At 42.7% G+C, this 16410-nt stretch carries 11 protein-coding genes; 4 read left to right on the top strand and 7 right to left on the bottom strand.

The window, feature by feature from the left end:
- Positions 1–68 precede the first annotated feature (68 nt).
- Together ACFSJY_RS02460 and ACFSJY_RS02455 are read right to left on the bottom strand one after the other, a co-directional pair.
- Positions 69–1046 carry a methylenetetrahydrofolate reductase gene (locus tag ACFSJY_RS02460; protein WP_386030745.1) on the bottom strand — a complete coding sequence of 326 codons (978 nt, stop codon included), beginning with the start codon at positions 1044–1046 and terminating at the stop codon, positions 69–71.
- Between the two features lie 245 nt (positions 1047–1291).
- A complete protein-coding gene (locus ACFSJY_RS02455; RefSeq protein ID WP_386030743.1) occupies positions 1292–1915 on the bottom strand; it encodes a hypothetical protein in 624 nt (207 codons plus the stop codon).
- 494 nt (positions 1916–2409) lie between these two features.
- Here ACFSJY_RS02455 and ACFSJY_RS02450 point away from each other — a divergent pair, with 494 nt between their 5' ends.
- Positions 2410–4560, top strand: a complete 2151-nt coding sequence (locus ACFSJY_RS02450) for a tetratricopeptide repeat protein (protein WP_386030741.1) — start codon at positions 2410–2412, stop codon at positions 4558–4560.
- Positions 4561–4651: 91 nt separating this feature from the next.
- Here the strand turns inward: ACFSJY_RS02450 and ACFSJY_RS02445 are convergent, their stop codons facing one another.
- Complete coding sequence (locus ACFSJY_RS02445; protein ID WP_386030739.1) at positions 4652–5719, bottom strand: Kelch repeat-containing protein; 1068 nt, start codon at positions 5717–5719, stop codon at positions 4652–4654.
- 240 nt (positions 5720–5959) lie between these two features.
- Here ACFSJY_RS02445 and ACFSJY_RS02440 point away from each other — a divergent pair, with 240 nt between their 5' ends.
- On the top strand, positions 5960–6394 hold the full coding sequence (locus ACFSJY_RS02440) for a hypothetical protein (RefSeq protein WP_386030737.1): 435 nt from the start codon (positions 5960–5962) through the stop codon (positions 6392–6394).
- A gap of 98 nt (positions 6395–6492) precedes the next feature.
- Here the strand turns inward: ACFSJY_RS02440 and ACFSJY_RS02435 are convergent, their stop codons facing one another.
- Entirely contained in the window at positions 6493–8493 is a 2001-nt protein-coding gene (locus tag ACFSJY_RS02435; RefSeq protein WP_386030735.1) for a urocanate hydratase, read from the bottom strand.
- A gap of 12 nt (positions 8494–8505) precedes the next feature.
- On the bottom strand, positions 8506–10005 hold the full coding sequence (gene hutH / locus ACFSJY_RS02430) for a histidine ammonia-lyase (protein WP_386030733.1): 1500 nt from the start codon (positions 10003–10005) through the stop codon (positions 8506–8508).
- Between the two features lie 202 nt (positions 10006–10207).
- Here hutH and ACFSJY_RS02425 point away from each other — a divergent pair, with 202 nt between their 5' ends.
- A complete protein-coding gene (locus ACFSJY_RS02425) occupies positions 10208–11101 on the top strand; it encodes a LysR family transcriptional regulator (RefSeq protein ID WP_386030731.1) in 894 nt (297 codons plus the stop codon).
- A gap of 70 nt (positions 11102–11171) precedes the next feature.
- On the opposite strand, the gene ACFSJY_RS02420 is transcribed toward ACFSJY_RS02425, so the two are convergent.
- Complete coding sequence (locus ACFSJY_RS02420; protein ID WP_386030729.1) at positions 11172–12059, bottom strand: aspartoacylase; 888 nt, start codon at positions 12057–12059, stop codon at positions 11172–11174.
- A 294-nt stretch (positions 12060–12353) separates the two neighbouring features.
- Between ACFSJY_RS02420 and ACFSJY_RS02415 the strand changes: the two genes are divergently transcribed.
- Entirely contained in the window at positions 12354–12821 is a 468-nt protein-coding gene (locus tag ACFSJY_RS02415) for a hypothetical protein (protein ID WP_386030727.1), read from the top strand.
- 107 nt (positions 12822–12928) lie between these two features.
- On the opposite strand, the gene ACFSJY_RS02410 is transcribed toward ACFSJY_RS02415, so the two are convergent.
- The gene (locus ACFSJY_RS02410; protein ID WP_386030725.1) at positions 12929–16201 is read right to left on the bottom strand and encodes a WD40/YVTN/BNR-like repeat-containing protein; all 3273 of its coding nucleotides are present in this window, start codon (positions 16199–16201) and stop codon (positions 12929–12931) included.
- Positions 16202–16410 lie beyond the last annotated feature (209 nt).

Below are 16410 nucleotides of genomic sequence, written 5' to 3'. Positions count from 1 at the left end.
TTAAATACCTGAACTGAAAATGCCAGCACGTTAAGTACATTAGCTGGCATTTTTATTTCGGATAATGGCTAGCTGCGTCCTAGTACTTTTAGCTCATTCTTAACGAGATAATAGTCCATCATTGAACGCAGCAATTTATAGAGAAGAATTGAGCCGTCAATTTCTTCTTTGCGGTTGGTTAAGCTCTCAATGTTTAAGCCAAGCGGCAGGTTGTAGGGGATAACCGCATCTAAAATTTGCTGCAAGCTATTGCTACAAATTCGGATTGATTCATACAGTGGGTTTTCAGCATTTAAGATTCGTAAACTGGTGGCCTCTGGCACACTCACACCCAACCATTCGATAAACTCTAAGGTTTTTTCGCTACCACAAGGGGAAAACGTCAGAATAATTCGCTGCGGTTTTAAACCTGACTTCTTACATTCAATTGCGTAGCGAGTCAGCTTATCAATCGTCGCTTGTGGGTTGTAGATAGCTTGAGAAATGAAAAAGTTACAGCCTTGCTCGTTTTTCTCAATCAAGCGTTGATGTTCGTTGCCTTTGCTGGCGTGGCGTTCAGCAATGGTAATACCGCCGGTAAAAAAGTTATGTTCATTTTCTTTTAATGCCTGGTAGGCATCATTTAGCGACAGAGAAACTTCGTGGTCGCGCGACGGGCTGCCCACTAACACGAGGTCTCTAATGTTGTAATCTTTATATGCTTCATCAGCCCATCTATGAAAATCCTCAACGCTTGATTGGCCAACACTTTTATAGGCTATCACCGGTCGCGTAGACTTTTTGTTGAGTATGTATGAATACAAGCGAGGATCTTGTGTGCTTTTGAACGGGAAAGGTCGTGGTGTATTTGTTCTAGATGCTTCATCTTGAATGTCATAAACGATAAAGCCGTCAACATCGATATCACTGACTCGCTCAAGGAGCTTTTCAGCGATCTCATCCACCTGTTCAATAGGGGTGTCATCTTTAGGCGGCGTAGTACCAATGAAATATACACCTCGGTTGTAGTCGTTATATCGAGCTTTTAACTCTGAGCCATTATTCAATGTATTGCCTTAATCTAATTTATTACACCTTTGATTTGGGAGTATAGATGTTTAGCCGTCTAAAATAAAGTGGTTAATTTATACCTTTTAGAATGAATGAGAAAAATGAGCTCTGTGAGAGTGATATTTCTTATGGTGTATTAGTTATTTGGCGGACTTAAAGGTTTGGTAGAAGTGGTGCAAAAAAAGCCGCCAGCACAGTAATGTGCTGACGGCTTTTAAGTTCGTTTATTACTGGTAGTGTTTTACTTTGTCATCGCTTTTCGTTTCGCGTTAAAGCCTGCAAATCCCAATACGCTTAGCGCGAATAACGCCAGTGTGCCTGGCTCTTCGACGTCGACAGTTTGATTGTTCACGTAAGGTACACTGAAGTTACTGACACCGAATGTATCCCAGATTGACCATACATTGCTTGATGTTGTGATGAAATCTGAGGCTGCAGTAGAGCTGAAAAATGTGTATTCAATTTTAAACATATCGACAAAATCAACAGGTATTACATTCGTCGAATATGGGCCGCCTCTGAAGCCATCATCCCACACATAATAGTAGCTTGATCTAACTAAAGCATCATCGTAGTAATAGTAAAAATGGCCATCAATTTGGCGATTAGCGTATTCATCAAAAACAAGATCAAAACCTTCATAGCTACGATCGTTAATACCGCTAAAGTCCCAATATGAGCCTTCGTGACCAGCTGAAAACGAGAGTGTTAGTGTGTCACCAACATTGAAATTGGTATTACGAATATCTTCACCACTTTCCAGTGTCAGGTTCGTACCATCAAACGAGTAATTTGCTTCAATAAGGCCTGCATGAGCATTATTTATGGCAAGGCTCAATATAAAAAGTTGAATTAGCGTTTTCATTTCACATCCATTAGTTGATTGCGCTATCAAGACCATAGTGTCTCGAATATTGGTATTTATGGTGGAAGCATATCAACACAATGTGCAAAGAATATGGATTGCTTCTTGGTGATAACAAATTTTTCTTTTGGTTAAGTACGTAAATGCTGGAAGCCGCACCGTAAATTAAGGGCTGTGTGGCGAACTAGTAAGGGAAAGGTTTAGAGAAATTACCTTAGTTTTCAAAGCGCTCCATAATTGGTTCACAATCCTGTGGCATAAATGAAGTTTAAAGCTTTATTTGTGCCTTGAAACCTATTAATGACAGGGACTAGAGCCATACTTAAAAAGAAACGTTTTAGGCTGCCTTTTGGACAAAAACTGCGATATTGCTGAGGCTTGTCAATTAACTGTTGTAGTTTCAATATTTTGGCAAACATGATCACCGACATGTAAACTGACAACATAATTATTGTTTATAGTCGCCTGAAAGCGTGTGTTGAAAAAGAGTCTATATGTACAAAAAATTAATATTCATTACATTGGTCGTTTTACTGCTTCCTCCACTCTCCTTCGCATCAGATGACGATGTTAAAGCGCTACTCGCAAAAATAGTCGGCACACATGCAGCAACGCCAGAAAATGAAGCGTGGCTAACAACCTTATTTGACCATGCTGATCAAGGTGTAAGAAATAGCGCTAAACAGCGTGTTGCTGCGCTGTATTGGAAAACAGGGCGTTATGAAAAAGCAGAAGAAATATTGAATGAGTTATCAGCATCCTATGACGAATACAGCCCTCAATATAAAGTAGAAAGTTTACTGACGTGGTCAACCTTGGAATTTCGACGTAACAATTACATTGCGTCAGAAGAGTATGCGCGCAAGGCATCAGATGTTGCTCGCTTGTCTTATCCTGACTTACTTGGTAATACCTATTACTTACTTGGTAATGCATTGCAGTACCAAAAAAAGTTTGTCATAGCGAAACAAGTGTATGAGCAAGCACTTGATGTATACGAAGAGCAGGGCAATGGCAAAGGTACGTTACTTGTTTTAAATAGCCTTGGTTTGATGTTTAAAAACAATGGTGATTTAGTACTGGGCACTCAATATTTGTTGCAAGCGAGGGAGGCTGTCGAAGCTCATGGCAGCAAAAGTTATCGAGCGTCGGTGTATTACAATTTAGGGGACATATTTTTACAGTCGCAAGAACCTGAAAAAGCAATTGAGTACTTTGCAAAGGCGCAACAATTAGATGAGGAGCTTGGTGATATCGGCAGTGTAGCTGTTGATATGAAGGGGATAGCAGCTGGCTACCTGAAAATGGAAGAATACCTCAAAGCGTTATCAATTAACCAACAAGCAATTCAACAATTACTAAAAATAACGACTCCAAAAGAGCTTTCACAAACTTACCTTCAACAATCTAGAATCTACGATAAATTGGCAGACGAGCAAGGCCGGGCAAAGAGTTTGCAATTGGCTCGTCAAAGCGCTGAACAGTCAGACTCGCCCTACCAAATAATGTCTGTACGAGTGGAACAAGCGAGATACAGCCTAGACCAAGAAAACTATCAGGCAGCACTAGATGAGTTAATACCCGCACTAAAAGTGGCAACAGAGCTCTCGCTTGAACAAAATTTAATGGAGATAACTAAACTCCTTGCGGGAGCTTACACAGGCGTCAAAGATTATGAAAAAGCCCACTTTCATTTGAATGAAAGTGTCGAATTAACTGAAAAACTGAATACAGAAGATCAACGTGAAAAGTTAGAACGCTACAAGCGTGACGTTAACTTGCTTGAAGAAAAGCTAAAAGTGACTGAACTTGAAAAAAGTGAGGCTGAGCAAGCTAAGGTGTTGGAAACGCAAGCGGCAGAAAAACAGGTGTTAATGATTGTGTTGGTTGCTGTGGCTATTGTGTTTGTCGCATTAACATTTTTGCTTGTTCAACGACGCAAATTGGCAAGCATAAGGGCTGATTTATTTGAAAAAGCACTGCAACAGAAACAAGAGCTATTCGCGGATGTATCGCATGAACTTCGCACACCACTGTCAGCACTTAAACTGCAAATTCAAGCTTTGCAATACGACATCGTCAGTGATGTGGAAGACAGTTATGACAAACTAGACCGCAAAGTTAACGAAATCAATAATTTGATTTCAGATATCTATCAGCTTGCGCAAGCAGACACACATGCACTAGAGCTAAACTTGGAAGAAGAAGCGCTACATCCATTATTTGAAACGTGGCAGGGCGACTGGCAAGGTTTGGTTGAGGGAAGTGGCTATAGCTGGCAATGTCAGTTAGCACTCGCAGATGTCAAAAAGTCTTTGGATGCTGAGCGTATCAAGCAAGTGATTGATAATTTGTTATCAAATGCTATTTCCTATACCGACCAGCCAGGCACGATTTCCTTGAGCGCTGGCATGAAAGACAGCCAGTTAGAGGTGAGTATTGAAGATACAGCGCCGACGGTTAGCAAAGACAAGTTGACGATGATTTTCACACGCCTTTATCGTGTTGAATCATCACGCAGCAGACAAACGGGCGGCTCTGGACTAGGGCTGGCAATTTGCGAAAGTTTAATAAAAGCGCATGGTGGCTCAATTAAAGCAGAGCAAAGCTCTCTAGGCGGTTTAAAAGTGACGTTCACCATCTAGTGTTGCCTGTCGACTAGTTTTAGCGCCCCAAAGCTGCAGTCACACTGTACAAAGGCGCGTTTTGAACAAATTTTTGAACGGTCTTTACACGCTATTCAAGCGAAAAAGTTGTCATCAAGCTGCTGGTATCTACTCCTCCTGCTTGCAGCGCACCACCAATGACATAAATTGAACCGTTTATGGTTAGTGCCCCCAAACCATGACGTGGGCTTGGCATTTCGCTAACGGCCTGCCATGTGTCTTTGGAAATACTGTATTGCCAAACCTCTGAATAAACGCCGCCACCATTATTGAAAAACTCACCACCAAATACGTAAATATGTTTACCATCGGTAGCACAAGCTAAACCGCCTTGTGCCGCAGGCAGTGGCGCTAATGTTTGCCATGTGTCGGTTTTAAAATCATACGCTTCATGAGAGGCCAAATTACCACCAGAAACGGTTCGCCCGCCAATGGTATAAAGCTTATCTGTGGTGACGCTACAGGCACTGTTTCGGGCAGTCGGCGCGGGAGCTGCATTGGCCCAAGTTAGCGTGTTTAAATCAAAGGTGTAGTGAGTGCTGACATCCGCTTGTTCTATCCACTGGCTGTTTTTGCTCTGAGTTTTAGGTGTGCGGCCAGTAACTAAGTGCACTTTTCCATTATGTACAGCGCCAAGCGTCTCTGCCAAAGGCGCGGGCATTTGCGCGATGTTTTGCCATTGGCCTGTGGTCAATATATCTCCATTACTACCAGCTTTTTTGGGCGTGAGTTCAAGCACATCAGTGCTGTTATGCCAGATGCCTTGCGCGTCAACGGTAAAACCACCGAAAGACAATAATCTGTTATTGACGACAACGAGCATTGGGTGATGTCTGGGTTCTGGCAAGCTAGGGCCTTCTTTCCACACTTTTTTTTCTAGATCATAAACAACAACACGGTCTGAAACGCCAATGCCTTTCGCGCCAACATCAGGTGATAAACCGCCTGCGACGATAATGTGGTTGTTAAATACCGTTGGGTAAATTTCTTGCACCTTATACGGAAGGTTTGGAGCATTTTTCCAATGGCTTTGGTTAGCTTCCTCAGCACTATTGGCTAGCTGCGGTGTTATCAACAAAGAAGAGAATATGAGTGGGTAAAGAATGTTTTTAACACTGATATGAAGGCGATTAGTCATACTAGGTCTCTTGTTTTTTAATAGAGTACGGAGTTTTAGGATAAGTATGTATTGATACAAGACATTATTTAGCTAGATCAGTTCCCTAGATAGTATATGCAGATTATGTTGTTTTCAGCATGCGGTATTTGTTAGCGACTATGTAATCTTCGCAAAAAATCCCGACTTTTCAATTGCTAAAACACTAACGCAATCTAGTCTTTAATGTAGAGTATTTTGTAAGTTGAGTAGAGCAGCTTTATGCATATCCATGGTCGTTGGGCGTTTAAAATAGATAAGAACAATATTTTGCTTGTTAAGGTGATGGACGCTTGGAATGTAGAAGCCGCAGTGGCGTTTTCTGAAGAGTTCAAGCGGGTGTCTATGGCGTTGGTTGAACAACCGTGGGCTATTCTCATTTCTACGCAGCACGGTGAATTAATGGTGCAGGAAGCGCTACCAGTATTACAGGACTTAAATAAATGGACGGTAGAGAACAATTGCCGATGTGAAGCGAGTATTGTGAAATACCAGATTCAAAAAGAAGTATTCGACAGAACAAGAGCATGCGGAGAATACGAATACATCCAACGGGCATTTTTTGACTTTTCGTCAGCTACCCAATTTTTAGCCGATAGAGGTTTTACACCCCAATCAAATGAGCAAGATATAGCAGACTGGTTTGCGGTGAAATAAAAAAGCCCTGCAACAGCAGGGCTTTGATGATTCATTGAATGATAATTTTAGAAATTCAATCTAGAGACTTTTCTAGAAATTGAATCTAAAAACTTTAGCTAGAAACTTAGGTTATCTAAAATATCGTCTTCAACTAAGTTTGCTAGCGTTACTTTAAGCTTAGGTGTACGTGCCATTTCGCGTTTAATCGCAAAGTTAGCTTCTTCGTTACGTGCCCAGCTACGACGAGCAATACCGTTGTTTACATCAAACAGTAACATTGATTTTAAACGACGCTCTGACGCTTCGCTGCCGTCAAGTAACATGCCGAAACCACCGTTCATTACTTCACCCCAGCCAACGCCGCCACCGTTATGGATAGATACCCAAGTTGCGCCGCGGAAGCTGTCACCAATCACATTGTGAATCGCCATATCAGCAGTAAAGCGGCTACCGTCGTATATGTTAGAAGTTTCACGGAATGGTGAGTCAGTACCCGATACGTCGTGGTGATCACGGCCAAGTACTACTGGACCAATTTCACCTGCGTTGATGGCATCGTTAAATGCTTTAGCAATTTCTGCACGGCCTTGCGCATCAGCGTATAAGATACGAGCTTGAGAGCCGACGACTAGCTTGTTCTGCTTAGCATCGTTAATCCAAGTGATGTTATCTTGCATCTGCTGCTGAATTTCTTCTGGTGATTCTTCCATGATTCGGTTCAGCACTTTGGCAGCAATTGCGTCAGTTTTATCTAAATCGTCTGGGTTACCTGAAGTACATACCCAGCGGAATGGACCAAAACCGTAGTCGAAACACATTGGGCCTAAGATATCTTGCACGTATGACGGGTATTTAAAATCAATGCCGTTTTCAGCCATAACATTGCCACCTGCACGTGACGCTTCCAGTAAGAAGGCATTGCCGTAGTCGAAGAAGTAGGTGCCGCGCGCTGTGTGCTTGTTCACTGCATCAGCATGACGCTTCAAAGTCGCTTGTACTTTTTCTTTGAATACTTCTGGTTCTTCACGAATTAAACGGTTCGACTCTTCGTAAGAAATTTCAACTGGGTAGTAACCGCCTGACCATGGGTTGTGCAGTGATGTTTGGTCTGAACCTAAGTGAACGAAGATTTCTTCTTCATAGAAAGTTTCCCAAACATCAACCACGTTACCAATAAAGGCAATTGAAACCACTTCTTCATTGGCCTGTGCTGTGCGAACACGTGAAACTAAGTCGTCCATGTTATCGATAAGTTCATCAACCCAACCTTGTTGGTGACGTTTAGTTGCTGCGTGGGCGTTTACTTCTGCACAAACAGTAATACAGTTGGCAATGTTACCTGCTTTAGGTTGTGCGCCACTCATGCCGCCAAGACCGGCAGTAAGGAAAATTTTACCTTTTGGTGACTCGCCCTTTTCAAGCACTTTACGGAATGCATTCATTACCGTAATGGTTGTGCCATGAACAATACCTTGTGGGCCAATGTACATGAATGAACCCGCGGTCATTTGACCGTATTGGGTTACGCCTAGCGCATTGAACTTTTCCCAATCATCTGGCTTCGAATAGTTCGGGATCATCATACCGTTGGTAACAACAACACGCGGCGCATCTTCTGAAGACGGGAATAAGCCCATTGGGTGACCTGAGTAGATATGAAGCGTTTGATCACTTTCCATCTCACTTAGGTATTTCATTGCTAATAAGTACTGCGCCCAGTTTTGGAAAACCGCACCGTTACCACCGTAGGTAATTAGCTCTTGTGGATGCTGTGCAACCGCAGGATCTAAGTTGTTGTCGACCATTAACATAATGGCAGCTGCTTGCTGACATTTTGCTGGGTAGTCTGAAATTGAGCGGGCTTTCATTTCATAATTTGGCTTAAAGCGGTACATGTAAATACGGCCAAAATCTTTAAGCTCTTGGGCAAACTCTTCCGCTAATTCAGCATGCCATTCAACAGGGAAGTAACGTAGAGCATTACGCACCGCTAATTGCTTTTCTTCTACCGATAAAATGTCTTTACGCTTTGGCGCACGGCTGATACCTGCTGGGTATGGTTGAGGTGCTGGTAATTCACTTGGAATACCCTGAGTGATGATTTCTTGAAAAGTCATTACTAATTTCTCCTAGTGAACGTTTACGTTAAAGGCTTGAGACTTAACCATAGCGATAATGGCATCAATATCAGGCTTTAATAATCTGTCTTCTTCTAACTTCGCTACTTTTTCACGAATGATCACGAAGTTTTCTTCGATGATGTCTGAACACTTGTTAGGACGTCTAAAGTCGATAGCTTGAGCGGCGTACATTAATTCAATCGCAAAAATTTTCTCAACGTTGCCTAAGATTTGATTCAACTTGCGGCTTGAGATACTACCCATTGAAACGTGATCTTCTTGACCCATCGATGTTGGAACACTGTCAGCAGATGGTGGGAAACAAAGTGATTTGTTTTCTGTTACAAGTGCTGCTGTTGCATATTGTGGGATCATCATGCCTGAATTTAAGCCACCCGCTACAGTTAGTAGGCGCGGTAAGCCGTGTAAACCTTCAAGTAATAAGTAACAGCGACGGTCAGAAATATTACCTAACTCTGCTGCTGCAATTGAGGCGTAATCTAATACCATTGCTAGTGGTTGGCCGTGGAAGCTACCACCTGAAATGGCTTCTTCTGAGCTGATAACAATCGGGTTGTCAGTAACAGAGTTCATTTCAAGTTCTGTCATTTCTAATAAATGGTTGTATGCGTTACGTGATGCGCCATGTACCTGCGGAATACAACGAAGCGAGTAAGGATCTTGTACACGATCACAGTCTTCATGTGATGCCATGTTTTCTGAATCTTTAAAGAAGAAACGCATACGTTTAGCAACTTCAATATTTCCAGGGAAAGGACGCGTTGCGTGTAGTTCTTCTCTAAACGGAGATTCACTACCTTGCATGCCTTCAATACTCATTGCACCAGTTAAATCGGCTAAATCAAGCAAGTAACGCATTTTAGTTAAGCCAGTAATGGCGTGCGACAGAATGAACTGGGTACCGTTGATCAGTGCTAAACCTTCTTTGGCTAATAATTCCATTGGCTCAAGGTTATGTGCTTTTAGCACTTCAGCAGCTGGTTTAATATCGTCGCCTACCCAAAATTCACCTTCACCAAGTAATGGTAAGAAAAGGTGTGAAAGCGGTGCTAAATCGCCTGAAGCGCCGACTGAACCTTGCTCTGGTACCACAGGGATAATATCGAGCTCAATAAACTTAAGCATTCTTTCAACCGTCTCAAGACGAATACCTGAGAAGCCTTGGCTTAATGCGTGAACTTTGGTGATCAGCATTAATTTAGAATTGTGTTTAGCAATTGGCTCACCAACGCCAACCGCGTGGGTGATTAATAAATTCTTTTGTAATAGAGCCGTTTCTTCTGGTGTGATTTGGGTATCACATAATGGGCCAAAACCTGTGTTAATACCGTAAACGGCTTCATCTGAGGCTGCCATTTTCTCAACACGTTGGCGGCTTGTATTAATTTTTTCGATTGCCTCAGCGCTTAGTTCAGTTGCAATACTGCCATCGGCAATACCGTTAACCGTGTCTAGGTTTAGACGATCAATACCGTACTTAAATGTCATCTTAATGCTCCTAGTTATCTGTTGTTTAATTTGTGGTTTGTATACTTGGTTGTATATACAAGTTATGTCGCGATTTTACCTTGCTGATAAAGTTTTATAGATAGATAATGTTCGTAATTCATTCCGGTTTTATCGAACTAATGGCCGAACTAAGAATCGAGCTAAGTTCCGGTAAAAATTCATCACTTTAAGGTTTTGGGAAATGCAAGTTCATGACGTTGATTTAAAACTGCTCAGAATATTTGTCGCAATCGTTGAGTGCGGCGGTTTATCAGCGGCTGAATCCCGTTTAAATATAGGACGTTCTACCATAAGTGCCCACTTATCTGATCTTGAAGTTCGGTTGGGTATAACGCTTTGCAAAAGGGGACGTAGCGGCTTTGAATTGACAGAACCTGGCCGCGTTACCTATCAAGCATCGCTTGAGCTGCTTCAACAATGCGAGGCTTTTGCATCCACAGTTGCCAGCTCTAAAAACGAGCTCTCTGGGCGGCTGACCATTGCAACCATAGATACGTTAGTGAGTGACCCAAGGTGTGGCGTAGCGAGGGCTATCTCTGCGCTTAAATCTAAAAGTCAAAATATTCAATTTGATATGAATGTTTGTGAAGCACGAGAGGTAGAGACATCGGTTATCAATGGTCGTTCTCAAGTCGGTTTAGGTGTCAGTCGCCACCAGATTCGCGGTCTAGATTACTATCCGCTACACAACGAAATTAACTATTTGTATTGCGGTGTAGGACATTCGCTTTTTGATTGTAAGCAGACAGAACAAACCAAACTGCTCAAGCAAGCTGAGGTTATTACCAGCAACTACATGCGAGATAAAGAAGTGCGTAATGACGGACTTAATTACACCAATAGTGCAACCGCCTATCATGATGAAGGGATTGCCCAATTGATCCTATCAGGTGAATTTATCGGTTATTTACCTGAACATTACGCCAGTTATTGGGTAGACAAGGGGCAGTTTAAAGTGATTCGCCCTGAAAAGTATTCGTACCAAATTCCGTTGATGTTGATCACGTCAAAAGCAAACAGCGCGTCGCCATTAGCTGATGCGTTTGTTGAAGAAATAAAGCGTTGCCATCAATAGCGTTATGACGTAAGAGCTTAGTTAGACTAAGCTCTTACAAATAGAAAGTTCTGCTAGTAAATGACAAAGGTTAGTCTAGCGATACGGTAATTTTCTTGCCTAATGACATAGCAAGGTTATTGTCGTAATAAGCCGCTTCGTTAATGAAATGAGGGTAGGCTTCATAATCACCTTGATACGTAATTTCGCCACCGTCGAATAAGGTGAATATTGGGTCGCCTTTAGTCAATGGTTTAAAATCATTGTCTTGCACATTTTTATGCACCATACCAATACGCTCACCGTTTTCATCCATCGGTAGCTTGATACTTTCAACGTAACTATAGGCGTCATAGCTTGAAGGTAGTTCAGGTAAGTTGTCACTGTTGTAAAGTTCAACGAAATCAAGGATCGCCTGTGTCATATTTTCCATCCAATCAAGCACATCTTGGCGAATAACAGATTGTGATTGAGGACCAATTTCTACAATGACACCTTGGTCAGCTATCGACGCTAAAAAGTAGTGTTCTTCCATTGATACTTGATCTTCAAAAACGACAACTGCTTCTGGCATTTTCGCGAGAACATAAGCGCCCATCTTTTTATTAAAATCATCTGACTTTAATAAAATAAGGGTTGGACCCATGTTGCTCGTGGTGTTGTGTAAATCAATGATGAAGTCAGATTTTGCGTTGCCTTTTGGGCCCAGTTGCGCATTAATCACTTTTGCGCGACTTTGCTCATAATTAGTGAGTTCGTTATTGGCTAAGTCTGCCAAGGTAAACTGACGGTTTAAATCGCAGTCAAGGTAACGTTTGTTTTCTTCAAACCCTTTAGGGTTGGCGAATACAGTGTCGATGCTTAATCCGGGTCTATGCAGCAATTCAGGTTTTCTTTGCCACTTCTTTAACAAATAAATACCACTGAACTCATTTCCGTGAGTTCCGCCGACAACGGCAACTTGTTTAATCTTACCCATGAATACGCCCGTACGTTCAAATAACACAAAGCCAACATCTTACTGAACTGCCATAAAAATAACATGCTTGATTCGGTAATTTTTTATAACTATTTATAGGGTGTTATGAGTTCTCAATAGGTGTTGTCGACGAGCGGTAGAATAATTGAGCCGATTCAAATGCTGAATGATATTTCGACGATTGAAGTTATGTTACTATGCCGTTGTTGATAGCGTTGCTTGTTGGCAACATATCACGTGGACAACCACCGATTGGAGCTAAATCCTGCTGTTCTAGCTCTTAAAGGAAAAGAGATGAAAACACATATTAAAAACCTACTGTTTATTTCTGCTTTAATGCCCATTGGTGCAGCTAATGCACTTTGTGATTTGCATGGTGGTTTTGGCGGTTTTGGTATGCATGGCGGGTATCGTGGCTTTGATGCCATGAGTGGTCATCGCAAAGCGTCAGGTTCTGTCTCTGCGCCTCGAATCATGGTAGAACGAAATCAAGTTACGTCAGCGAATGAATCCGGCAAAGTCAAAGTTGGCTACTTAATTGCTGCCGCATACAAAAATGTTGAACTCAAGTTTTCTGCAAGCCCTGGGGTTACAATCGAAAGCAAAGAAGTGGTGACTATTGATGGCTTAAGAGGCCAGCATCTACTTGTATACCGTGTAGAAAAGCCTGGTAATTACAGTATTGATATCGAAACTAGTGCGGTGACAACCCAAGATTCAGTTTATTCGGACAAGCAGAAGATAAATATTACCGCATTGTAGACCTATAGCGTTCTCACTAACTTGTGAAACAAAGTCAGCAAACATAGCGTTTACCCACACACAAAAAAGGCACCTTTCGGTGCCTTTTTTACGTTTATGCTAACGTATTATTGAACAGTCAGTGGTGTACCTACTGTCCAAGGACTACCAGCTTGACTCATGGCTTTTTGAAGCGCTGGAATTGTTGCTTCTTCAAGTGTGTCAATGCGCTTAATCACTGCATCAAGGCCTTCTAATGCGTACCCGAATTGTTCGTGGTGTTGCTTAGTTGGGCCGTAAGATGAGCGCACGCCAGACATTGCATAGCCTAAACGACTTGAAATGTTCGCTGGTTTTGTACCCATGCGGTCGCGTGATTTCAAACCGTACAGTTCAAAGTTAATGGCATTAATTTCCGCTTGGATATCGGCATATTGCTTCTCAAGTGCTGGCACATTGTTCGGTGTGCGATCAAGCGCTGTACGAAGTGCTTCCATCTTCTTGTTAATACCTTTCAGTACTGCGCCTGCTGCTGAAGAGCGACGCTCGGCAGCCACAACCTCTTGACCAAACTTAAGGACATCATCCGGAGAAGCTGGCGTTAGCGCATTTTCAAAAATGGCTTTCAGCTCAAATTCAACTGGCGTAGCTAGCTGGCTAACTTCACTGCCTTCGCGTTTGTATAGTGTTGCGGTGTATTTGCCCGGCGCTGCCATTAGGCCTTTACCCAGAGGGTGCCATGGTGATGGTTTTTCACCTGTGATTGCACTTTCTTTCGCGTAAGTCATGCCCCATGTAATACGGTGTAAGCCTTTCGTGGTTTTACCTGCTACGCGGTTAACAAAGTTACCTTTTGCGTCTCTGATTTCAACGTAAACAGCAGGCTTCGCTTCTTGGTTTTCTTTTTCAATTGATTCCCAAGAAGGGTATTTAGGATATTTCTTATCCTTCACCATTTTCTTTTCTGCAGCTTGACGTTTTTCTTTCGCTGTTAATAAGCTGTCTTTTAAGAAATAGGTCAGTGTTGCACCATGTGCAGGGTTTTTCGCTGCATAGCGATCATCACCGTCTGTGCGCGCGTGGTTGCTGTCGAGCGTGAACCATTTTACTGGGCGGCTTGGTGCGAATAAAAGTGCCTCTTGCTCCATTGATTTCGCGGTTAAGTTACGCAGTGGCGCGTAGTCATCAAGAATGTAGATACCACGACCAAAAGTACCTGCCACTAAATCATTCTCACGACGTTGAATTTTCACGTCACGAGTAGAGATAGTTGGTATACCACCATCAAGTTCTAGCCATTTTTTACCACCGTCAACGGTGAAGAAAATACCAAACTCAGTACCGATGAACATAAGGTCTTTGTTCACGTGGTCTTGTACGATACGCCATACCAGGTGCTTTTCTGGCAAGTCTTTCGCTAGTGACGTCCACTTTTTACCAAGGTTTGTTGACTTGATTAAGTAAGGTTTGAAATCACCGTATTTGTGGTTATCTAACGCCACATAAACCGTGTTTTTATCGAATAAATCAGCGCGGATATCGTTAACATAAGCTGTTGCAGGTACACCTTTAACTTTGCCTAGGTCAATTTTCTTCCACGTTTTACCGCCATCCGTAGTGACTTGAATTAAGCCGTCGTCAGTACCTACCCAAAGAACGTTTTCATCAACAGGGCTTTCTGAGAAGTTGGCAATGGTGTGGAATTCTGACATCGCGTAGATATCCCAACCTGCTTCAACAGACCATGTACGGCCCATCATCTCAGAATGCATACGGTTACCGTTCTTGGTTAAGTCCCCTGAGATTGGTGTCCAGCTATTACCGCGGTCATCCGATCGCCACACGCGTTGTGACGCATGGTAAATACGCTTAGGATCATGTGTTGATACATTGATTGGCGCATCCCAGTTGTAACGCTCAGCCGGCTCGCCTGGACGAGGTTGCGGCTTAATGTAGACATTTTCACGGGTTTTTAAATCGTGACGCATCAAGTTACCTTGCTGCCATTGTGAATACATAATGTCTGGGTTGCCTGGCTCTACCGCTGGTTGGTGACCGTCACCGCCTAGTGTTAAGAACCAATCTTTGTTTTTGATACCTTCTGCACGTTTGGTGCGCGACGGGCCACCTTGTGTAGAGTTATCTTGAGCACCTGCATAAACCGTGTAAAAAGGTTCTGCATCATCTGGCGCTACTTTGTAGAACTGTGTTAATGGCAAGTTAGCAATGTAGCGGAAGTTTTCCATGCGGTCATGCGACATGTAAATACCGCCATCAGAACCGATTAATACAAAGTCAGGATCGGTCGGGTGGAAAGCAAATGCATGGTCATCTACATGCTTACGCTTGGTGCTGATAGGTGTCCATGTTTTACCACCGTCGTCCGACACTTTACTGTAGTTGCTGGCAATGTAAACACGGTCCATTTGATGTTGGTCGGCAAAGATTTCTTGGTAGTAGTGAGGGCCTGTACCACCGCCGACTTCGTCAGACATTTTTGTCCAACTTGCACCGCGATTTTCTGAGCGGTAGAAGCCACCTTTACGATTGTCTATTTCAATGGTGGCGTAAACGACATCTGGGTTGATAGGCGAAATCGCCATACCAATCTTACCCATGTTGCCTTTAGGTAGTCCGGTTTTTAACTCGGTCCACGTTTCACCGCCATCATCTGATGTGTGAATACCAGCACCAGGGCCCGTACCTACGTAAGACTCAATTTTACGCTGGCGAGACCATGTTGCAGCATAAAGCTTGTCTGGGTTACGCGGGTCAATTAGGAGCGAAGTGACACCTGTCCACTCATCTTCAGGTGTTAATACTTGTTTCCACGTTTCACCACCATCAGTGGTTTTGTATAGACCGCGTTCACCGCCGCCAGTCCATAATGGACCTTGTACTGCCGCCCAAACAATATCTGAATTGGTAGGGTGAATAATAATATCTGAAATACGCTCAGACTTTTTCAAGCCCATGTTTTTCCAAGTTTTACCACCGTCAAGTGATTTGTAGATACCGTCACCAAAACTAATGTGGCGACCACCATTATTTTCACCAGTACCTACCCAAATGATATTTGAGTTACTTGGGTCAATGGTGACATCACCTGTTGAGTAAACCGCTTGCTTATCGAAAATAGGCGTCCACGTATTACCGGCATTTACGGTTTTCCAAACACCACCAGAACCAACAGCTGTGTACCATGTTGATGGATTGTTCTGATCAACCGCGATATCTGCGATTCGACCTGACATGTAAGCAGGACCAATGTTGCGAAGTTCCATCGCATTAAAGGTTTTGCTCGTAAACAATGATTTGTCATCTGCGTCAGACTTTGCAAAAGCACCTGTTGCAGAAACCATTAAAGATGCAGCAATAGCTGCTTTTAAAAGGTTTTTCATGTTTCACCGAATGTGTAGTTGTTATTTTGTTACACATCTACACTAGATTGAAACAATCATGTGTTCAAGACGATAAGCGACCAATAGTAAGAAATCAGCGTTGAGTGTTGTCGAGTAAACCGAGTAGTAGCAAGTAACTTATGTTTGCGGTGTTATATTGTAACAATAAATTTAATTTGCAAATACTCTGCATTTTTCAACGCTTTTAT

It is taken from the genome of Thalassotalea euphylliae (genome assembly GCF_042682785.1).
GTDB lineage: Bacteria > Pseudomonadota > Gammaproteobacteria > Enterobacterales > Alteromonadaceae > Thalassotalea_F > Thalassotalea_F euphylliae.
This window is presented reverse-complemented; position numbering and strand designations above follow the sequence as displayed.